We start from the raw sequence: 16,244 nt of genomic DNA on the forward strand, positions 1-16,244 counted from the left end.
GAATGTCTCATTGACCTTCGGCGCTGTAAATATCCCCTCTGGATTACCCTAGGGCCTGTCGGATCGCAGGCGGCACGGCTCAAGCCAGCGGTTCGCAGCGCAGCCAGACGGTAAAACGGGCGCCGGCGCCGGGGGCGCTGCTTGCCGTCAGGTGGCCGCCGTAGCGTTCGATGAGGTTCTTGCTGACCCACAGGCCGAGGCCGTTGCCGCCGGGTTTCTTGGCCGTGAAGAAGGGTTCGAACAGGTGCTCGAGGTCGGCCTTGCTGATGCCCGGGCCGGAGTCCTCGACATAGAGCTGGATGCCGACCGGCATGTCGGCCTCGTCCCAGTCGTCGACGGTAATTCTCAATACGCCGCCCTCGGGCATGGCCTGGATGGCGTTGACCAGCAGGTTGATGACGACCTGCTGCAGCTCGTTCTTGTTGCAGATGATCTGGCGGGTCGACTCGACGTGCTGTTCGATGGCGATGTTGCCGGTCTTCAACAGGTGACGAACGAGGAGCAGGCTGTCCTGGATCAGCTGGGCCGGATCGGTCGGTTCGAGATAGCCGACGTAATCCTGCGGCCGGGCGAATTGCAGTAGTTTGGCGACAATCAGCCGGATGCGCTGGACCTGCTCGTGGATCAGCCTGATTTCCGGCGCGACGGGTTCGGCCTGCGGGCCGAGCAGGTCGCGCAGGACGTCGAGGTTGCCCTGGATGACGGCGATCGGGTTGTTGATTTCGTGGGCGATGCCGGCCGTCAGCTGGCCGATGGCGGCGAGTTTTTCATTCATGACAAGTTGCGACTGGGCGGCCTTGAGGTCCGCCACGGCCTGCTCCAATTCGGCCGTGCGTTCCGCCACCTTGGCGTCGAGCGAGGCGCCCCAGCGCTTGAGCGAGGTGGCCTGGGCCTGCAGGCGGTCGAGCATGCGGTCGAAGTGGGCGGCGACGACGCCGAGCTCATCCTGGCTGGCCACTGCGCCGACGCGGGCTTCGTCCTGGCCGTTTTCGATGGCATGCATGGTGGCGTGCATGCGCTCGATCGGCTTGAAGACGCGGCGCGCCCAAAGCACGGCAAAGATGCCGGCGATCAGCATGGCCAGCGCGAAGAGCACGATTAGGCCGGCGAAGGCCTGTTTGCGGGCATCGACGAAGGGGCCTTCGAGGAAGCCGACATAGAGCATGCCGATGCGTTGCTGGCGGCTGTCGAGCAGCGGTTCGTAGGCCGAGACGTACCAGTCGCTGACGACGAAGGCGCGATCGAGCCAGGTCTGGCCGGCGCCGAGCACGGTGTCGTAGACCGCTTGGGAAACGCGAGTGCCGATGGCCCGGGTGTCGCCAAACAGCCGGACGTTGGTGGCGACGCGCACGTCGCCGAGGAACAGCGTTGCCGTGCCGAGACTGCCGAAGGGCAGGGCCCCCTCGGGGTAAACGATGGCGTTGAGGTGGTCGATGAAATCGAGATTCTTGTTGAGTAGCACGCCGCCAGCCAGCACGCCGACCAGTCGGCCATTGGCATCGTGCACCGGAGCGGCCGAGTGGATGACCAGGCCGCGCGTTTCGGCTGTACGCGGGTCGGGCCGGGCATTCGCCGTGGTAACGATGGTGGTGTGGGCGCGGGCCGCCAGTTCGGGTTTGATCGAAATCAGTTGCGCGGCGGAGAAGACTTCCGTTTCGGTGCTCGCCTTGCCGGCCAGCGCCGCGGCGATGACTGACCAGGTAGCGGCATCCTGTTTGCTACGGTCAACGTCAAAAAAGTGCAAAAAATCAAGTTTGTATTCGAGCTGCGTCGAGTCGAGCAGCTTGGCCACGGCCATTTCCTGGCGGCTGGCGGTGTTGCGCAGCGCCCGCGCCAGCCGTTCGGAGGCGGCCAGGCTGGCCACCGAACGGCCGACGCCATCGGTCACCCGTTCGAAATAGCCGTGGGCGACGGCGAGGTCGGAGCGCACTTTGGTGACGAGCAGACGGTCGAGATAGTCTCCACCCCAATAGGCCAGCGCGGCCATCGTCAGCGGCAGCACGATGCCGAGCGGGATCAGTGCCAGCAGCAGGAGCCGGGCGCGGATGGAGCGCCGGATCGGCGGGGTCTCCGGGGGGGTCAGATCCCCCAGGCCTGGCACTTGCGGTCCATCGTTTTGCGCGAGATGCCGAGCCGGCGGCTGGCTTCGGACTTGTTGCCGTCGCTGGCGGCGAGCACGGCGAGAATGTGGCGTTTTTCGACGGCTTCGAGGGTTTCGGCATTGCTCGAAATGGCCGTGATGCCAATTTCCGGTTCGCTGCCGATGTCAAACCAGCCGAGGATCAGTGAGCGTTCGACCAGATTGCGCAGTTCGCGCACATTGCCCGGCCAGTCGTAATCGGCCATCCGGGCCTGGGTGCGCGGGTCGAGGCTGAGCGGCGGGACGCCGAGGCTGGGGGTAAGCAGGGCCATGAAATGCTCGACGAGCAGCGGGATGTCCTCCGGCCGGTCGCGCAGCGGCGGCAGCGTGACTTCGAGCACCTGCAGCCGGTAGTAGAGATCGGGCCGGAAGCGCTGGGCGGCGACTTCGGCTTTGAGGTCGCGGTTGGTGGCGGCGATGACGCGCACGTCGACGGCGATTTCCTGTTCCGAGCCGACCGGCCGGATGCGTCTTTCCTCCAGCGCGCGGAGCAGCTTGGCCTGCGCGGCAAGCGGCAGTTCGGAGATTTCATCGAGGAACAGCGTGCCGCCGCGGGCGTAGTAGAAGAGGCCTTCGCGGCTTTGCGCGGCGCCGGTGTAGGCGCCCTTGACGTGGCCGAACAGTTCGGACTCGATGAGTTCGGCCGAAATCGCCGCGCAATTGACCGGCACGAAGGGGCCGCCGGCGCGCGGGCTCATGCGGTGCAGGGCGCGGGCGGCGACTTCCTTGCCCGTGCCGGATTCGCCGCTGAGCAGCACGGTGGCCGGCGTCGGGGCGATGCGCTTGAGGCGTTCGCAGACTCTGAACATGGCTTCCGACTGACCGATGACGCCTTCGATGTCAGCCGAGTTAGTGCTTACTTCGCGGCGCAGAACGAAGTTTTCGCGGGCCAGGCTGGAACGTTCGAAACAGCGCTGGATGGCATTGAGCACCTGGGCCAGCGAGAACGGCTTGAGCAGGAAGTCGGCGGCGCCGGCGCGCAGGGCGTCGATGGCGGTGTCGAGGTCGGCGTAGGCGGTCATCAGCACGACGTCGCCGACATAGCCTTCGTCGCGCAGCTCATGCAGCCAGTCGATACCGGACAGGCCGGGCAGGGCGATGTCGAGGACGATCAGGTCGTAATGGCTGCGGCTGACCATCGGCCGCGCCTGCTCGACGCTGCCGGCGCAGTCGGCAACGCCGCAACGCGTGCTGAGCGCCCGCTGCATGAAGCTCTGCATGCCCGGCTCGTCGTCGACGATGAGCACCGAATATTGCTGCCAGGGGGCGTCGTGATGGCTTGGATTTGTCTCGTCCATGATCGTTATTTTGGTGATTTCCGGCTGATTTTCGCATGCCTCGGCAGCCGGGTGGCGGGTCATTTTGTCTGCCCGGTGCGCCGAAATGTCGCAATGCCGGGCCGGCTATTTCGATTTTGGCCGTTTTTTCCGGTCGACCGTAGCAGGCACCGAAATTGCTGCGACCAAGCGCCGGCTATAATGCCGGCGCGCGGTCTGCGTACCGCATTGAAATGGTGGCACCCCGGTGCCTTGTAAGCTGCCGTGACATCCGCACGGCGGCGGTTGCTGTATAAATCGGAGTACAACATGAGCTTTTCCCCACTGCGCCGCGCGGCGCTCAAGGGCGCGGTCGCCTGCGCTTTCGCTGCCTCACTTACCGCCGGCTTGCCGGCCTTTGCCGACGAAGCCATCCTGCGCGTCTCGGCCATTCCCGACGAAGCACCGACCGAGCTGCAACGCAAGTTCGCTCCGCTCGGCAAATACCTCGAAGCGCAGACCGGCATGAAGGTCGTGTTCACCCCGGTGACCGACTACGCCGCCGTCGTCGAATCGCTGGCCACCAGGAAGATCGACCTCGCCTGGCTCGGCGGCTTCACCTTCGTGCAGGCCAAGATCCGCACCAACGGCACGGCCATCCCCATCGCCCAGCGCGAGGAGGATGCCCGCTTCACTTCCAAGTTCATCACCGCCGACCCGAGCATCAAGACGGTGGCCGACCTCAAGGGCAAGACCTTCGCCTTCGGCGCGCCGTCGTCGACCTCGGGCAGCCTGATGCCGCGTTTCTTCCTGCAGCAAGCCGGCCTCAATCCGGAAAAGGATTTCAAGAACGTCGCCTACTCGGGCGCCCATGACGCGACCGTCGCCTTCGTCGCCGCCGGCAAGGCCGAAGCTGGCGTGCTCAACGCCTCGGTCTGGGACAAGCTGGTTGAAGCGAAGAAGGTCGATACCGACAAGGTTCGCGTCTTCTCGACGACGCCGCCTTACTTCGATTACAACTGGACGGTGCGCGGCGATCTCGATCCGGTCGTCGTCAAGAAGCTGACCGACGCCTTCCTCAAACTCGACCCGGCCAACCCGGAACACAAGGAAATCCTCGCCCTGCAACGCGCCGCCAAGTTCATTCCGACCAAAAAGGAGAACTACGACGGTATCGAAAAGGCAGCCCACGCTGCCGGCTTGTTGAAGTGAGTTTTTGCTTGAACGGCGTGGGGCTGACCCACGCCAATGGCTTTGCCGCGCTGGATGGCATCACGCTCAAGGCGGAAAAGGGCGAGCGCATCGCCCTGATCGGCCCCTCAGGCGCTGGCAAGACCTCGCTGCTCTCGGTGCTCGGCACGGCGCTGGCGCCGACGGCTGGCACGGCCGACATTTTGGAATTTGGCCAAAATTTCGGGTTGACCGTAGCAACCGCCAAACTGCGCGCCCGCATCGGCACCGTCCATCAAGCGCCGCCGATTCCCGGCCGGCAACGCGTCGTGACCGCCGTACTGGCCGGCAAGCTCGGCCAATGGCCGGCCTGGAAGTCGCTGGCCTCGCTGCTCTACCCGCTCGACATCCCGGGAGCCCGCGCCGCGCTCGAACGCGTCGACCTCGCCGACAAGCTGTTCGCCCGTTGCGACCAGCTCTCCGGCGGCCAGTTGCAGCGCGTTGGCATCGCCCGCGTGCTCTACCAGCAGCCTGAACTGATCCTCGCCGACGAACCGGTCTCCGCCCTCGACCCGACGCTGGCCCTGGCCACCATCCGCTTGCTCATCGCCGACGCCGCAGCGCGCGGCGCAACGCTGGTCGCCAGCCTGCACGCCGTCGATCTGGCGCTCGGCAATTTCTCGCGCATCGTCGGTGTCAGGGCCGGGCAGATTGCCTTCGACCTGCCGGCCGGCGACGTCAGCGTGCCGCTGCTGCATTACCTCTACGCCAGCGAAGGCGATGAACTGCCGGTGCAGGCGCACGAACCGCATTTCCTGTCGCAATCTGCCGCCAACGACGCGGCGACGCGCGCCGCATGTTGTTGAACCCTGCCGAGCGCGACCCCGCCGCCCGCAGCCGCCTGATCGGCGCGCTGGCCACGCTGGTCGTCCTCTGGCCGCTCTTTCAGGCTGCCGAGGTCAAGCCCGGTGTGTTGTTCGATCCGGGCAACCTCAAGGTCATCGGCAACTTCCTGGCCGGCTTCCTGCCGCCCGAAACCGGCGCCGAGTTCATGGGCTATCTGGCCAAGGCAACGCTCGAAACCCTGGCCATCGCCACGGCCGGCATGGCGCTGGCCTTCCTGATCGCCGTGCCGATGGGCTATCTGGCGACCGGCGCCGGGCGCGAGCAGCCGACGCTCAACCCCGTCACGCGCAGCCTGCTGACTATCCTGCGCGGCATCCCCGAGCTGGTCTGGGCCCTCGTTTTCGTCCGCGTCTTCGGCCTCGGCCCGGCGGCCGGCGTGCTGGCGCTGGGCCTGACTTACGGCGGCATGCTGGCCAAGGTCTATGCCGAAATTCTCGAATCGGTCGATGCCGCCCCAGCCCGGGCGCTCCGCCACAACGGCGCCGGCCGGCCGCTGGCCATCCTCTATGGGCTGATCCCGCAGGCCTCGAAGGAGCTGGCCTCGTATACGGTCTATCGCTGGGAATGCGCCATCCGCGCCTCGGTGGTGATGGGCTTCGTCGGCGCCGGCGGCCTCGGCCAGCTCATGGATCAGGCCATGAAAATGCTCAACGGCGGCGAAGCGGCGACCATCCTGTTTGCCTTCATGGTCCTCGTTTTCGCCGCCGACGGTTTCTCGGGCTGGCTGCGCCGGGCCCTCGACACACCGCCGGCCAACCGCGCCTCGCCCTTCGGCTGGCGTAGCGGCGGGCTCGGGCTGGTGCTGGTCGTCAGCATCGTCGCCAGCTTCAATTATTTGGAAATTGGCCTGAAATCCCTGTTGACCGTGGAAGCCGCCCGCAGCATTGGCGAATTCGTCGCCGGCTTCTTTCCGCCCGATTTGTCGGCCGAGTGGCTGGCCAAGGTCGGCAAGGGCATCTGGGAAACGCTTGCCATCTCGGTTGTCGGCACCTTGCTCGCCGCCGTCGCCGGCCTGCTGCTGGCGCTACCGAAATGGCGGGCGCCGTTCAGCTTCCTGCTCAACACCCTGCGCTCGGTGCCGGAACTCGTCTGGGCCACCATCACCGCGCTGGCCGTCGGCCTCGGCCCTTTCGCCGGCGCGCTGGCCTTGGCCCTGCACACAACCGGCGTCCTCGGTCGCCTCTACGCCGAAGCCCTCGACAACGCCCCGCCGACCCCCGGCCTGGCCCTGCGTCTGGCCGGCGCTCCGGGCGGCTTCGCCTTCCTCTACGGCACCTTGCCCGGCGCCGCCCCGCAGCTCATCGCCTACACGCTCTACCGCTGGGAAATGAACATCCGCATGGCCGCCATCCTCGGCTTCGTCGGCGCCGGCGGGCTCGGCCAACTGCTTTATTTCGAACTCTCGCTGTTCCACCACGCCCAGGCATCGACGGTGATCATCGCCATGTTGCTGCTGTCGATTGCCGTCGATCAGGCCAGTGCGTGGTTGCGGCGAAAAATGCACTGAACCTCGGAGATTTATCATGCAAAACATCCTGATCATCATCAACGCCGCCCCCTATGGCAGCGAACGCTGTCTGTCCGCCCTGCGTCTGGCCACGGCCTTGGCCGGTAGCGACGCCAAGCCGGCGGTGCGCATTTTTCTGATGTCCGACGCCACGGTGCTTGGTTTGCCGAACCAGATCGACGGCGCCGGCAATGGGCTGCAGGGTATGGTCGAAGGGCTGGTCGGGCAGGGCGTCGACATCCGTCTGTGCCGGACCTGCGCGCTGGCCCGTGGTCTTGGCGAGTTGCCGTTGATTCCCGGTACTTCCATCGGCACGTTGGTCGAGCTGGCCGAGGCGACGCTGGCGGCGGACAAGGTGATCACCTTCTGATTTCTCCTGGGCGAGCATTTCATTTTTTGGCGTTTTTTCCGGTTGACCGTGGGAATAGCCTCGCTTTCGTAGCCGTCCAATCTGCTGGCAGGAAGGGCTTTTCGGGATGTTTCGGTGGGACAAAATGTCCCACCTTCGCCGACCATGGACAAAATGTCCCGGTTTTTCACCCCGCCCCCAAACCCTGATTCCTCATCGTTCAATGACTTATGCCGAATGGCACATTCATTGCACTGTTTCCCCCTTGCGACACGGGGTCGCATATAAGAGGGAAAAACTCAAATGAACATGAACAGGCGGCAGTTCTTCAAGGTCTGCTCCGCCGGGCTCAGTGGGTCATCCATCGCGTTGATGGGTTTCTCACCGACTGCAGCCCAGGCGGAAGTACGCACCTTCAAGCTCGCCCGCGCCACCGAGACACGGAATATTTGTCCGTACTGCTCGGTGTCCTGCGGCGTGCTGATCTACTCGACCGGCGATAAATCCAAGAATTCGCAGGCCGAGATCATCCACATCGAAGGCGACCCGGATAATCCGGTCAATCGCGGCACCTTGTGCCCGAAGGGCGCCGGCCTGCGCGACATGGTGCAGAGCACCAATCGCCTGAAGTGGCCGGAAGTGCGTGAAGCCGGCACGAATGAATGGAAGAAGATTTCCTGGCAGGAAGCCATCGAGCGTATCGCCAAGCACATGAAGGCCGACCGCGACGCGAACTTCATGGCGCAGAACAAGGACGGCGTGACCGTCAATCGCTGGACGACTACTGGATTCCTTGCATCATCGGCAGCACCGAATGAGGCCGGCTACCTGACCGTGAAGACGATTCGCGCGATGGGCATGACCTCGATCGATACCCAGGCACGTATTTGACACGCTCCCACGGTGGCCAGTCTGGCTCCGAGTTTTGGGCGTGGTGCGATGACCAACCACTGGGTGGACATCAAGAACGCTGATCTGATTCTGGTAATGGGCGGCAACCCCGCCGAAGCGCACCCGTGCGGCTTCAAGTGGGTGATCGAAGCCAAGAAGACGCGCAAGGCCAAGCTCGTGGTCGTTGACCCGCGCTTCAACCGCACCGCTTCCGTGGCCGATTTCTATACCCCGCTACGTTCCGGTACCGACATCGCCTTCCTCGGCGGCGTCATCAATTACCTCGTTTCGAGCGACAAGATTCATCACGAATACGTCAAGTCGTACACCAATTCGACCTTCCTGATCGACCCGAACTTCAAGTTCGACGACGGCATTTTCTCCGGCTACAACGAGGAGAAGCGCAGTTACGACAAGACGACCTGGAAGTACCAGATGGGCGAAGACGGTTTCGCCAAGGTCGACGAGACCATGCAGGATCCGAACTGCGTCTGGCAACTCATGAAGACCCACTATTCGCGCTACACGCCGGAAATGGTGAGCAAGGTCTGCGGCACGCCGAAGGATGCATTCATCAAGGTTTGCGAGATGATTGCCGAGACCGCGGCGCCGAACAAGACGATGACCAGCCTCTACGCGCTGGGCTGGACCGAGCACTCTGTCGGCTCCCAGAACATCCGCTGCATGGCGATCATCCAGCAATTGCTCGGCAACATGGGCATGGCCGGGGGCGGCATCAACGCGCTGCGCGGTCACGCCAACGTTCAGGGCATCACCGACTTCGCCCTCTACGCGCAGAACCTGCCGGGCTACGTTTCGGCGCCGACCGATGCCGATCCGGACCGCACGACTTATCTGGGCAAGCGCACGCCCAAGGCACTGCGCCCGGGCCAGATGAACTTCGCGCAGAACTTCCCGAAATGGCATACCAGCCTGGCGAAAGCTTGGTGGGGCGACGCGGCGAACAAGGACAACGACTTCGCCTACGACTACTTCCCGAAACTGGGTGGGGCGTCGGACGTGCTGTCGATCTTCAACGCGATGTACGAAGGCAAGGTTAACGGCTTCTTCTGTCAGGGCTTCAACCCGTTGGCTTCCGTAGCCAACAAGAAGAAGGTCAGCGACGGCCTGTCCAAGCTCAAGTACATGGTCGTCATGGACCCGCTGGCAACCGATACCTCCGAGTACTGGAAACCGCACGGCGAGTTCAACGAAGTCGATCCGGCCAAGATCCCGACTGAGGTCTTCCGCCTGCCGACCACGCTGTTCGCCGAAACCGCCGGTACCTTCACCAACTCCGGCCGCGTTATTCAATGGCGCTGGAAGGCAGCGGATGGTCCGGGCGATGCCAAGGACGACACCGAAATCATGGCGGCGCTTTTCCTGAAGCTCAAGGAAATGTACGCCAAGGACGGCGGTGCTTTCCCCGATCCGATCTTGAAGCTCACCTGGGCCTACAACCAGCCGACCAAGCCGTCGCCGGAAGAACTGCTGCGCGAAATCAACGGCAAGGCGCTGGCTGACGTGCTCGATCCGAAAGACCCGACCAAGGTGCTGGTCAAGGCCGGCGAGCAACTGGCTTCCTTTGCCCAGCTACGCGACGACGGGTCGACCACCTGCGGCAACTGGATCTACTGCGGTGTCTGGTCGCAGGCCGGCAACAACTCGGCGCGGCGTGACAACGCCGATCCGTCCGGTCTCGGTCAAACCCTGAACTGGGGCTTCGCCTGGCCGGTCAATCGCCGCATCATCTACAACCGGGCCTCGGCCGACCTCGCGGGTAAACCGTGGGATCCGAAGCGGACCGTGTTGAAGTGGGTGGGCGACAAGTGGGGCGGCAACGACGTGCCCGACATGCGTCCGGATGCGGCGCCTGATCAGAACGTCATGCCTTTCATCATGAATCCGGAAGGTGTGGCCCGTCTGTTCAGCCGCGAGCTGATGGCCGAAGGTCCGTTCCCCGAGCACTACGAGCCGTTCGAAACCCCGCTCGACAACAATCCGATGCACCCGAAGAACCCGAAGGCGACCAGCAACCCGGCCGCCCGCGTGTACAAGGGCGACATGGAGGCGTTCGGCAAGGCCAAGGATTTCCCGTATGTGGCGACGACCTACCGTCTGACCGAGCATTTCCACTACTGGACCAAGTACTCCAAGATCAACGCGATCACGCAGCCGGAACAGTTCGTGGAAATCGGCGAGGAACTGGCCAAGGAGAAGGGCATTTCGCTCGGCGACAAGGTCAAGGTCCGCTCCAACCGAGGCTTCATCAAGGCCGTGGCGGTGGTGACCAAGCGCATCAAGGCTTTCGACATCGACGGCAAGAAGGTGCACACCATCGGCATCCCGATCCACTACGGATTCAAGGGGGCGACGAAGCCTGGCTTCATCACCAACACCCTGACCCCGTTCGTCGGTGACGCCAATACGCAGACGCCGGAGTACAAGGCGTTCCTGGTCAACATCGAGAAAGCGTAAAGGAGAGCTGATATGGCACTGCAATCGCTAGACATCAAACAGCGCTCCGCGACGACGACGCCCTCCACGCAAGTGCGGGAAACCATCGAAATCGCCAAGCTTATCGACGTATCCGCCTGCATCGGCTGCAAGGCGTGTCAGGTGGCCTGCTCGGAGTGGAATGACATCCGCGACGAAGTCGGCAACTGCCATGGCGTCTACGACAACCCGATGGATCTGACGGCGAAGTCGTGGACGGTGATGCGCTTCACCGAGGTCGAGCAGAACAACAAGCTCGAATGGCTGATCCGCAAGGACGGGTGCATGCACTGCGCCGACCCCGGTTGCCTGAAGGCCTGTCCGGCTCCGGGCGCGATCATCCAGTACAGCAACGGCATCGTCGATTTCCATCAGGAAAACTGCATCGGCTGCGGCTACTGCGTCACCGGCTGCCCGTTCGACGTTCCGCGCATGTCGAAGGAAGACAACAAGGCTTACAAGTGCTCGTTGTGTTCCGACCGCGTGGCTGTCAACCAGGCGCCGGCCTGCGTGAAATCCTGCCCGACCGGAGCGATCCAGTTCGGTAGCAAGGAGGACATGAAGGACTACGCGGCCAAGCGCGTCACCGACCTCAAGGAACGTGGCTACGATCAGGCCGGGCTGTACGACCCGCAAGGCGTTGGCGGCACGCACGTCATGTACGTGCTGCACCATGCCGACAAGCCCGATCTCTACGCCGGCCTGCCGGCCAATCCGTCGATCAGCCCGCTGGTCTCGCTGTGGAAGGGCTTCGCCAAGCCGCTCGCCACGCTGGCTCTGGCTGGCGTCGCACTGGGCAGCCTGTTCCATTACGTGACCAAGGGTCCGAACGAGGTCTCGAAAGAGATCGAGGACGAGATCGAAAAGGAGGACGCAAAATGATCCGCGATCCGAAAGACCTCAAGCGCTACGAGCCCCAGGAACGGGCCAATCACTGGGTGGTGGGCATCAGCTTCATCCTGCTCGCCCTCTCCGGTCTGGCCTTCTTCCACCCGGCGTTCTTCCCGCTGACGCAGCTGTTCGGCGGGCCGACCTGGACGCGCATCATTCACCCCTACCTCGGGGTGTTGATGGCGCTGTCCTTCCTGGCCATGTTCTTCCGCTTCAAGCATCTCAACAAGATGACGCCGGCGGACAAGGACTGGCTGAACAAGGTCGGGCAGATGGTGGATGGCGACGACCACAACATGCCGGAGCAGGGCAAGTACAACGGTGGCCAGAAAGTCATGTTCTGGGCGATGGCCATCTGCATGCTGCTCATGACGGTGTCGGGCTTGTTCATCTGGCGCGCCTGGTTCGGCTTTGACATCACGCTCGTCCGCATGGGCGCCGTGGTGCACGCCGCGGCGGGCGCTGTCATCATCGGCCTGATCATGGTCCACGTTTATGCCGCCATCTGGGTCAAGGGCACCATCCGCGCCATGTGGTACGGCACGGTGACCCGCGGCTGGGCCAAGCAGCATCATCGTGGCTGGTACCGTCAGGTGACTGGGAAGTAATTGAAGCAATGCCACCACCCGGGTTTCGGCCGGGGTGATGGCAACAACCGTTTTACCTTGCGTTTAGGGGGCTCTGCAGAGAACATTCTGCAACCCCCGTTTTTTCAATTTTGGGCAAAATTTCCGGTTGAGCGCGCCCCGAAGGAAGTCCCCTTGGGGGATAGCAATGCTCATCCGGGTCAAAACAACAGACGAGACACCCCGCATGCAATCCCAAGTGATCGATTTCCATCCGCCAGTCGAAGAAGCCGCACCGATTCTGCTGCCGGTAACCGCCACGTTGTTCGCCGACCGCGCCGACCGCTTCGCTGCGCTGGCCACCGGCCACAGCCTTGGCGACTGGCTGGCGTTTCTCGGCCAGTTGAGCCGGGCCCAGCACGAAGCCCTGAAAACCCTGCAGGCGCTGCCACTGCCCGATGCGACGAGGCTGGAACAGGCGCGCGCGCACGGCATGCCGCCGCTGAATCTAGCGCTTCGCCCGGCTGCCTGGCGTGGCGTGCTGCGCCAGATCGCCCACGAACTGGGCAAGACATCGCCCGATGGCGCCCGCCAGGCACTCGATGCGCTGCTTGCCGCCGACGACGCCTGGCTCGACAAGCTCGCCGACACGCTGCTGAGCGGCGAACTCGAAGCCGGCGATGCGGCCGAACTGCCCTTCATCGCCGCCGCCCTGCAGGTGGTTTTCACCAAGCTGGCCAGCCAGCTCGACGCTAGCCAGCTGCAAAAACTCGACGCCCACGGCATTTGCCCGTGCTGCGGCAGCCCGGCGGTGGCCAGCGTCGTTCGTCTCGGCGCTGCCATCAACAACCTGCGCTACCTGCATTGCAGCCTGTGCAACAGCGAATGGAACGTGCCGCGCGCCACCTGCACGGCCTGCGATACCGACAAGGAGGTTGCGTTGCATGAAGTCGACGGCTCGAAAGGCGCCGTCCGCGCCGAGACCTGCGATGCCTGCAAGAGCTACCTGAAAATCGTCTATCAGGAGAAAGACCCGCGCGTTGACCCGGTGGCCGACGACCTCGCCACGCTGGCCCTCGACATGCTGGTCGACGAAGCCGGTTACGAGCGCTCCGGCCCGAATCTGCTTTTAATTGGCGCGTATAGCGGCTAACCGCCTTTGATCAACCTTTCTGCCCGGTCCGGGTGAAAGCCATGAACGAAAACAAACGACTTCCCGCGGTCGACCGCGTCCTGCAGCAACTTTCCGCAGCCATTGAAATCTACGGCCGTCAGCTTGTCACCGGCTGCGTTCGCGCCGAACTGGCCGCCGCCCGTGAAGGCTTGAAACATGGCCTGCCATTGCCGGAAGAAGCAGCCCTGCTTGCGGCTATCCGCCGCCGTGCCGACGATGCCGGCCGGGCCAATTTGCGCGCCGTCTTCAACCTGACCGGCACGGTCCTGCACACCAACCTCGGCCGCGCCCAACTGGCCGAAGAGGCCATCGCCGCCATGGTCGAAGCCGCCCGCTCACCGTGTGCGCTGGAATACGACCTGGCCTCCGGCGGGCGCGGCGACCGCGATGATCTGGTGTCCGGTCTGCTCGCCGAGTTGATCGCTGGCGGTGATCCGAATGTCGCCGCCACCATCGTCAACAACAACGCCGCCGCCGTGCTGCTGACCCTCAACGCGCTGGCCCAGGGCAAGGAGGCTGTCGTTTCCCGCGGTGAACTCGTCGAGATCGGCGGCGCTTTCCGCATTCCTGACGTAATGCGTCGGGCGCAGGTCAAGCTCCACGAAATCGGCACGACCAACCGCACCCACGCCAAGGATTTTCAGGAAGCGATCAACGCCAAAACCGCGCTGCTCATGAAGATCCACACCAGCAATTACGCCGTCACCGGCTTCACGGCGGCAGTCGACGAGAAAGTCATCGCCGACATCGCCCACGCCGCCGGCCTGCCTTTCGTCATCGACCTCGGCAGCGGCACGCTGTGCGATTTCGCCGCTCACGGTCTGCCGGCCGAGCCGACGCCGCAGCAGGCACTGGCCGCCGGCGCCGACATCGTTACCTTCTCCGGCGACAAGCTGCTCGGCGGCCCGCAGGCCGGGCTCATCGTCGGCCGCAAGGACTTGATCGCGAAGATCAAGAAGAACCCGCTCAAACGCGCCCTGCGTGTCGGCAAGACGACGCTGGCGGCGCTCGAAGCGACCTTGCGCCTGTACCGCGACCCGGACCGCCTGGCCGAACGCCTGCCGACCTTGCGCCTGCTGACCCGTTCCGTCGCCGAGATCACCGCGCTGGCCGAGCGCATCCAGCCCGCCGTGCAAGCCGTCATCGGCCAACAGGCCACGGTCAGCGTCGAAGCGTGCAGCAGCCAGATCGGCAGCGGCGCCTTGCCGGTCGAACGCCTGCCCTCGGCGGCGCTGGTCATCCGGCCCAATTTCAAAAAAGCCGGAAAATTCCTGTTGACCGTGGAAGCCGCCTTCCGCAGCCTGCCGACGCCGGTCATCGGCTACATCCGCGACGATGCCTATCATCTCGATCTGCGCTGTCTCGAAGCGAAGGATGAAGCCCGCTTCGTCGAGCAATTGCAGTATCTGAAATTTTGAAAACAGCCTCGCTGGGCGGTCTGCGTACCGCCTGCTGTTTTCTTCCGCGCCCGTCAGGGCGCCCCTGTAAATCCGGGCATCTCCGTGTCCGGGTGGTTCACATAATGGAGAAGAGAGCATGACCTTCAATCGCCGGCAATTCCTGGCGGCTGGCGCAGCGCTGGGGGCCACGACGGCCATCGCCCAGCCGACCAGCCCGCTGCCTTTCCTCATCAACATGCAGTCTGATCCCCTGTTGCCCAAGGCGACTGGCAAGCGCGTCGTTATCTGTGGTGGCGGCTGGGGCGGTATCAGCGCCGCCAAGCATCTGAAGAAGCTCGATGCCAGCCTCGAGGTGGTTGTCCTCGAACGCAACCCGGTCTTTTTCTCGTGCCCGATGAGCAACAAGTGGCTGGTTGATGTCGTCGACACCAACTTCCTGACTTTCAGCTACCTCGAAGTTGCCCAGAAATACGACTACAAATTCATCCAGACCGAAGTCACCGCCTTCGAGCGCGACAGGAAACGTGTCATCACCGCCCAGGGCTGGCTCGATTATGACTACCTGATCATCGGCTCGGGCATCCGCTACAACTACGAGGCCTGGTTCGGCAATGACCGCAAGGCCGCCGACTACACCAAGGCCATGTTCCCGGCCGCCTACATCCCGAACGCCGAGCATTTCCGCCTCAAGCAGAGCATCCAGAATTTCAGGGGCGGCGACCTGGTCATGACCCTGCCGCCGCCGCCGCACCGCTGCCCGCCGTCGCCGTACGAGCGCGCCTGCCTGATCGCCGGCCTCTTCAAGCAGCGCAAGATCAAGGGCAAGGTCATCATCCTCGACCCGAAACCGAGTCCGGCGCCAATCACCGGTGGTTTCCAGGAAGCCTTCGCCAATCTGTACAAGGACCAGATCGTCTACGTGCCGAAGGCGGTCATCCAGGAAGTCGACCCGTTCAACAAGAAGATCAAGACCGCCGCCGGCGATTTCACCTTCGACCACTCCATCCTGATGGCCCCGCATCAGGCCGGCGACATGGCCTGGAAGGCCGGGGTGATCGGCAAGAACGAGGAAGGAAAGCCGACCGGTTGGGCCGGCGTCGATCCCTTCATGCTGAACATGAAGGACGACCCGGACACCTACGTGATCGGCGACTCGGTCGGCATGGTCTCGCCGCTTTTCCGCTTCTATCCGAAGGCCGGTCACGTCGCCAACGCGCACGCCAAGATCGTCGCCAAATACATCAGCGAGCGGGTCAAGGGCCGCGAGCCGAAGTACGCGCTGCCCGACAACCTGTGCTTCATGATGGTCAACACCGAGCCGCGCGAAGACATCGCCGTGCGCTTCAAGTACTGGGTCAACGACAAGGGCGTCATCGTCCAGGACCAGGACGACGACAACCTGCGCCGCGAGGAAGTCGTCACCGAAGACTTCGCATGGGCCGGAAGAATGTATGAGGACATGTTCGGTTGATCGGCAATTACCCGGCCCGCATCCCGG

The 16,244-nt window shown here is 63.7% G+C and carries 12 protein-coding genes; 10 read left to right on the forward strand and 2 right to left on the reverse strand.

What is annotated here, in order from left to right; translation table 11 throughout:
- Nucleotides 1-79 precede the first annotated feature (79 nt).
- Nucleotides 80-2,101 carry a sensor histidine kinase gene (locus KI610_RS00235; RefSeq protein ID WP_226496731.1) on the reverse strand — a complete coding sequence of 674 codons (2,022 nt, stop codon included), beginning with the start codon at nt 2,099-2,101 and terminating at the stop codon, nt 80-82.
- Entirely contained in the window at nt 2,080-3,438 is a 1,359-nt protein-coding gene (locus KI610_RS00240; protein WP_226498590.1) for a sigma-54-dependent transcriptional regulator, read from the reverse strand. The genes KI610_RS00235 and KI610_RS00240 overlap by 22 nt, the downstream gene beginning before the upstream one ends.
- 288 nt (nt 3,439-3,726) lie before the next feature.
- Between KI610_RS00240 and KI610_RS00245 the strand changes: the two genes are divergently transcribed.
- The 10 genes from KI610_RS00245 (at nt 3,727) to KI610_RS00290 (ending at nt 16,217) form a co-directional block, all read left to right on the forward strand.
- Nucleotides 3,727-4,608, forward strand: coding sequence for a putative selenate ABC transporter substrate-binding protein (locus KI610_RS00245; protein ID WP_226496732.1), 882 nt, complete (start codon nt 3,727-3,729; stop codon nt 4,606-4,608).
- Complete coding sequence (locus KI610_RS00250; RefSeq protein WP_226496733.1) at nt 4,605-5,432, forward strand: phosphonate ABC transporter ATP-binding protein; 828 nt, start codon at nt 4,605-4,607, stop codon at nt 5,430-5,432. Before KI610_RS00245 ends, KI610_RS00250 begins: the two co-directional genes overlap by 4 nt.
- Nucleotides 5,423-6,979 carry a phosphonate ABC transporter, permease protein PhnE gene (gene phnE, locus KI610_RS00255; protein WP_226496734.1) on the forward strand — a complete coding sequence of 519 codons (1,557 nt, stop codon included), beginning with the start codon at nt 5,423-5,425 and terminating at the stop codon, nt 6,977-6,979. The genes KI610_RS00250 and phnE overlap by 10 nt, the downstream gene beginning before the upstream one ends.
- Before the next feature lie 16 nt (nt 6,980-6,995).
- Complete coding sequence (locus tag KI610_RS00260; protein WP_226496735.1) at nt 6,996-7,349, forward strand: DsrE/DsrF/TusD sulfur relay family protein; 354 nt, start codon at nt 6,996-6,998, stop codon at nt 7,347-7,349.
- 282 nt (nt 7,350-7,631) lie between these two features.
- On the forward strand, nt 7,632-10,697 hold the full coding sequence (gene fdnG, locus KI610_RS00265; protein WP_226496736.1) for a formate dehydrogenase-N subunit alpha: 3,066 nt from the start codon (nt 7,632-7,634) through the stop codon (nt 10,695-10,697).
- A 12-nt stretch (nt 10,698-10,709) separates the two neighbouring features.
- A complete protein-coding gene (gene fdxH, locus KI610_RS00270; protein WP_226496737.1) occupies nt 10,710-11,597 on the forward strand; it encodes a formate dehydrogenase subunit beta in 888 nt (295 codons plus the stop codon).
- On the forward strand, nt 11,594-12,214 hold the full coding sequence (locus KI610_RS00275; protein WP_226496738.1) for a formate dehydrogenase subunit gamma: 621 nt from the start codon (nt 11,594-11,596) through the stop codon (nt 12,212-12,214). The genes fdxH and KI610_RS00275 overlap by 4 nt, the downstream gene beginning before the upstream one ends.
- Before the next feature lie 205 nt (nt 12,215-12,419).
- Nucleotides 12,420-13,325, forward strand: a complete 906-nt coding sequence (fdhE, locus tag KI610_RS00280; protein ID WP_226496739.1) for a formate dehydrogenase accessory protein FdhE — start codon at nt 12,420-12,422, stop codon at nt 13,323-13,325.
- 41 nt (nt 13,326-13,366) lie between these two features.
- Nucleotides 13,367-14,764, forward strand: a complete 1,398-nt coding sequence (gene selA / locus KI610_RS00285) for an L-seryl-tRNA(Sec) selenium transferase (RefSeq protein ID WP_226496740.1) — start codon at nt 13,367-13,369, stop codon at nt 14,762-14,764.
- A 118-nt stretch (nt 14,765-14,882) separates the two neighbouring features.
- Nucleotides 14,883-16,217 carry an FAD-dependent oxidoreductase gene (locus tag KI610_RS00290; RefSeq protein ID WP_226496741.1) on the forward strand — a complete coding sequence of 445 codons (1,335 nt, stop codon included), beginning with the start codon at nt 14,883-14,885 and terminating at the stop codon, nt 16,215-16,217.
- Nucleotides 16,218-16,244 lie beyond the last annotated feature (27 nt).

The organism is Ferribacterium limneticum (assembly GCF_020510565.1).
Lineage (GTDB): Bacteria > Pseudomonadota > Gammaproteobacteria > Burkholderiales > Rhodocyclaceae > Azonexus > Azonexus limneticus_B.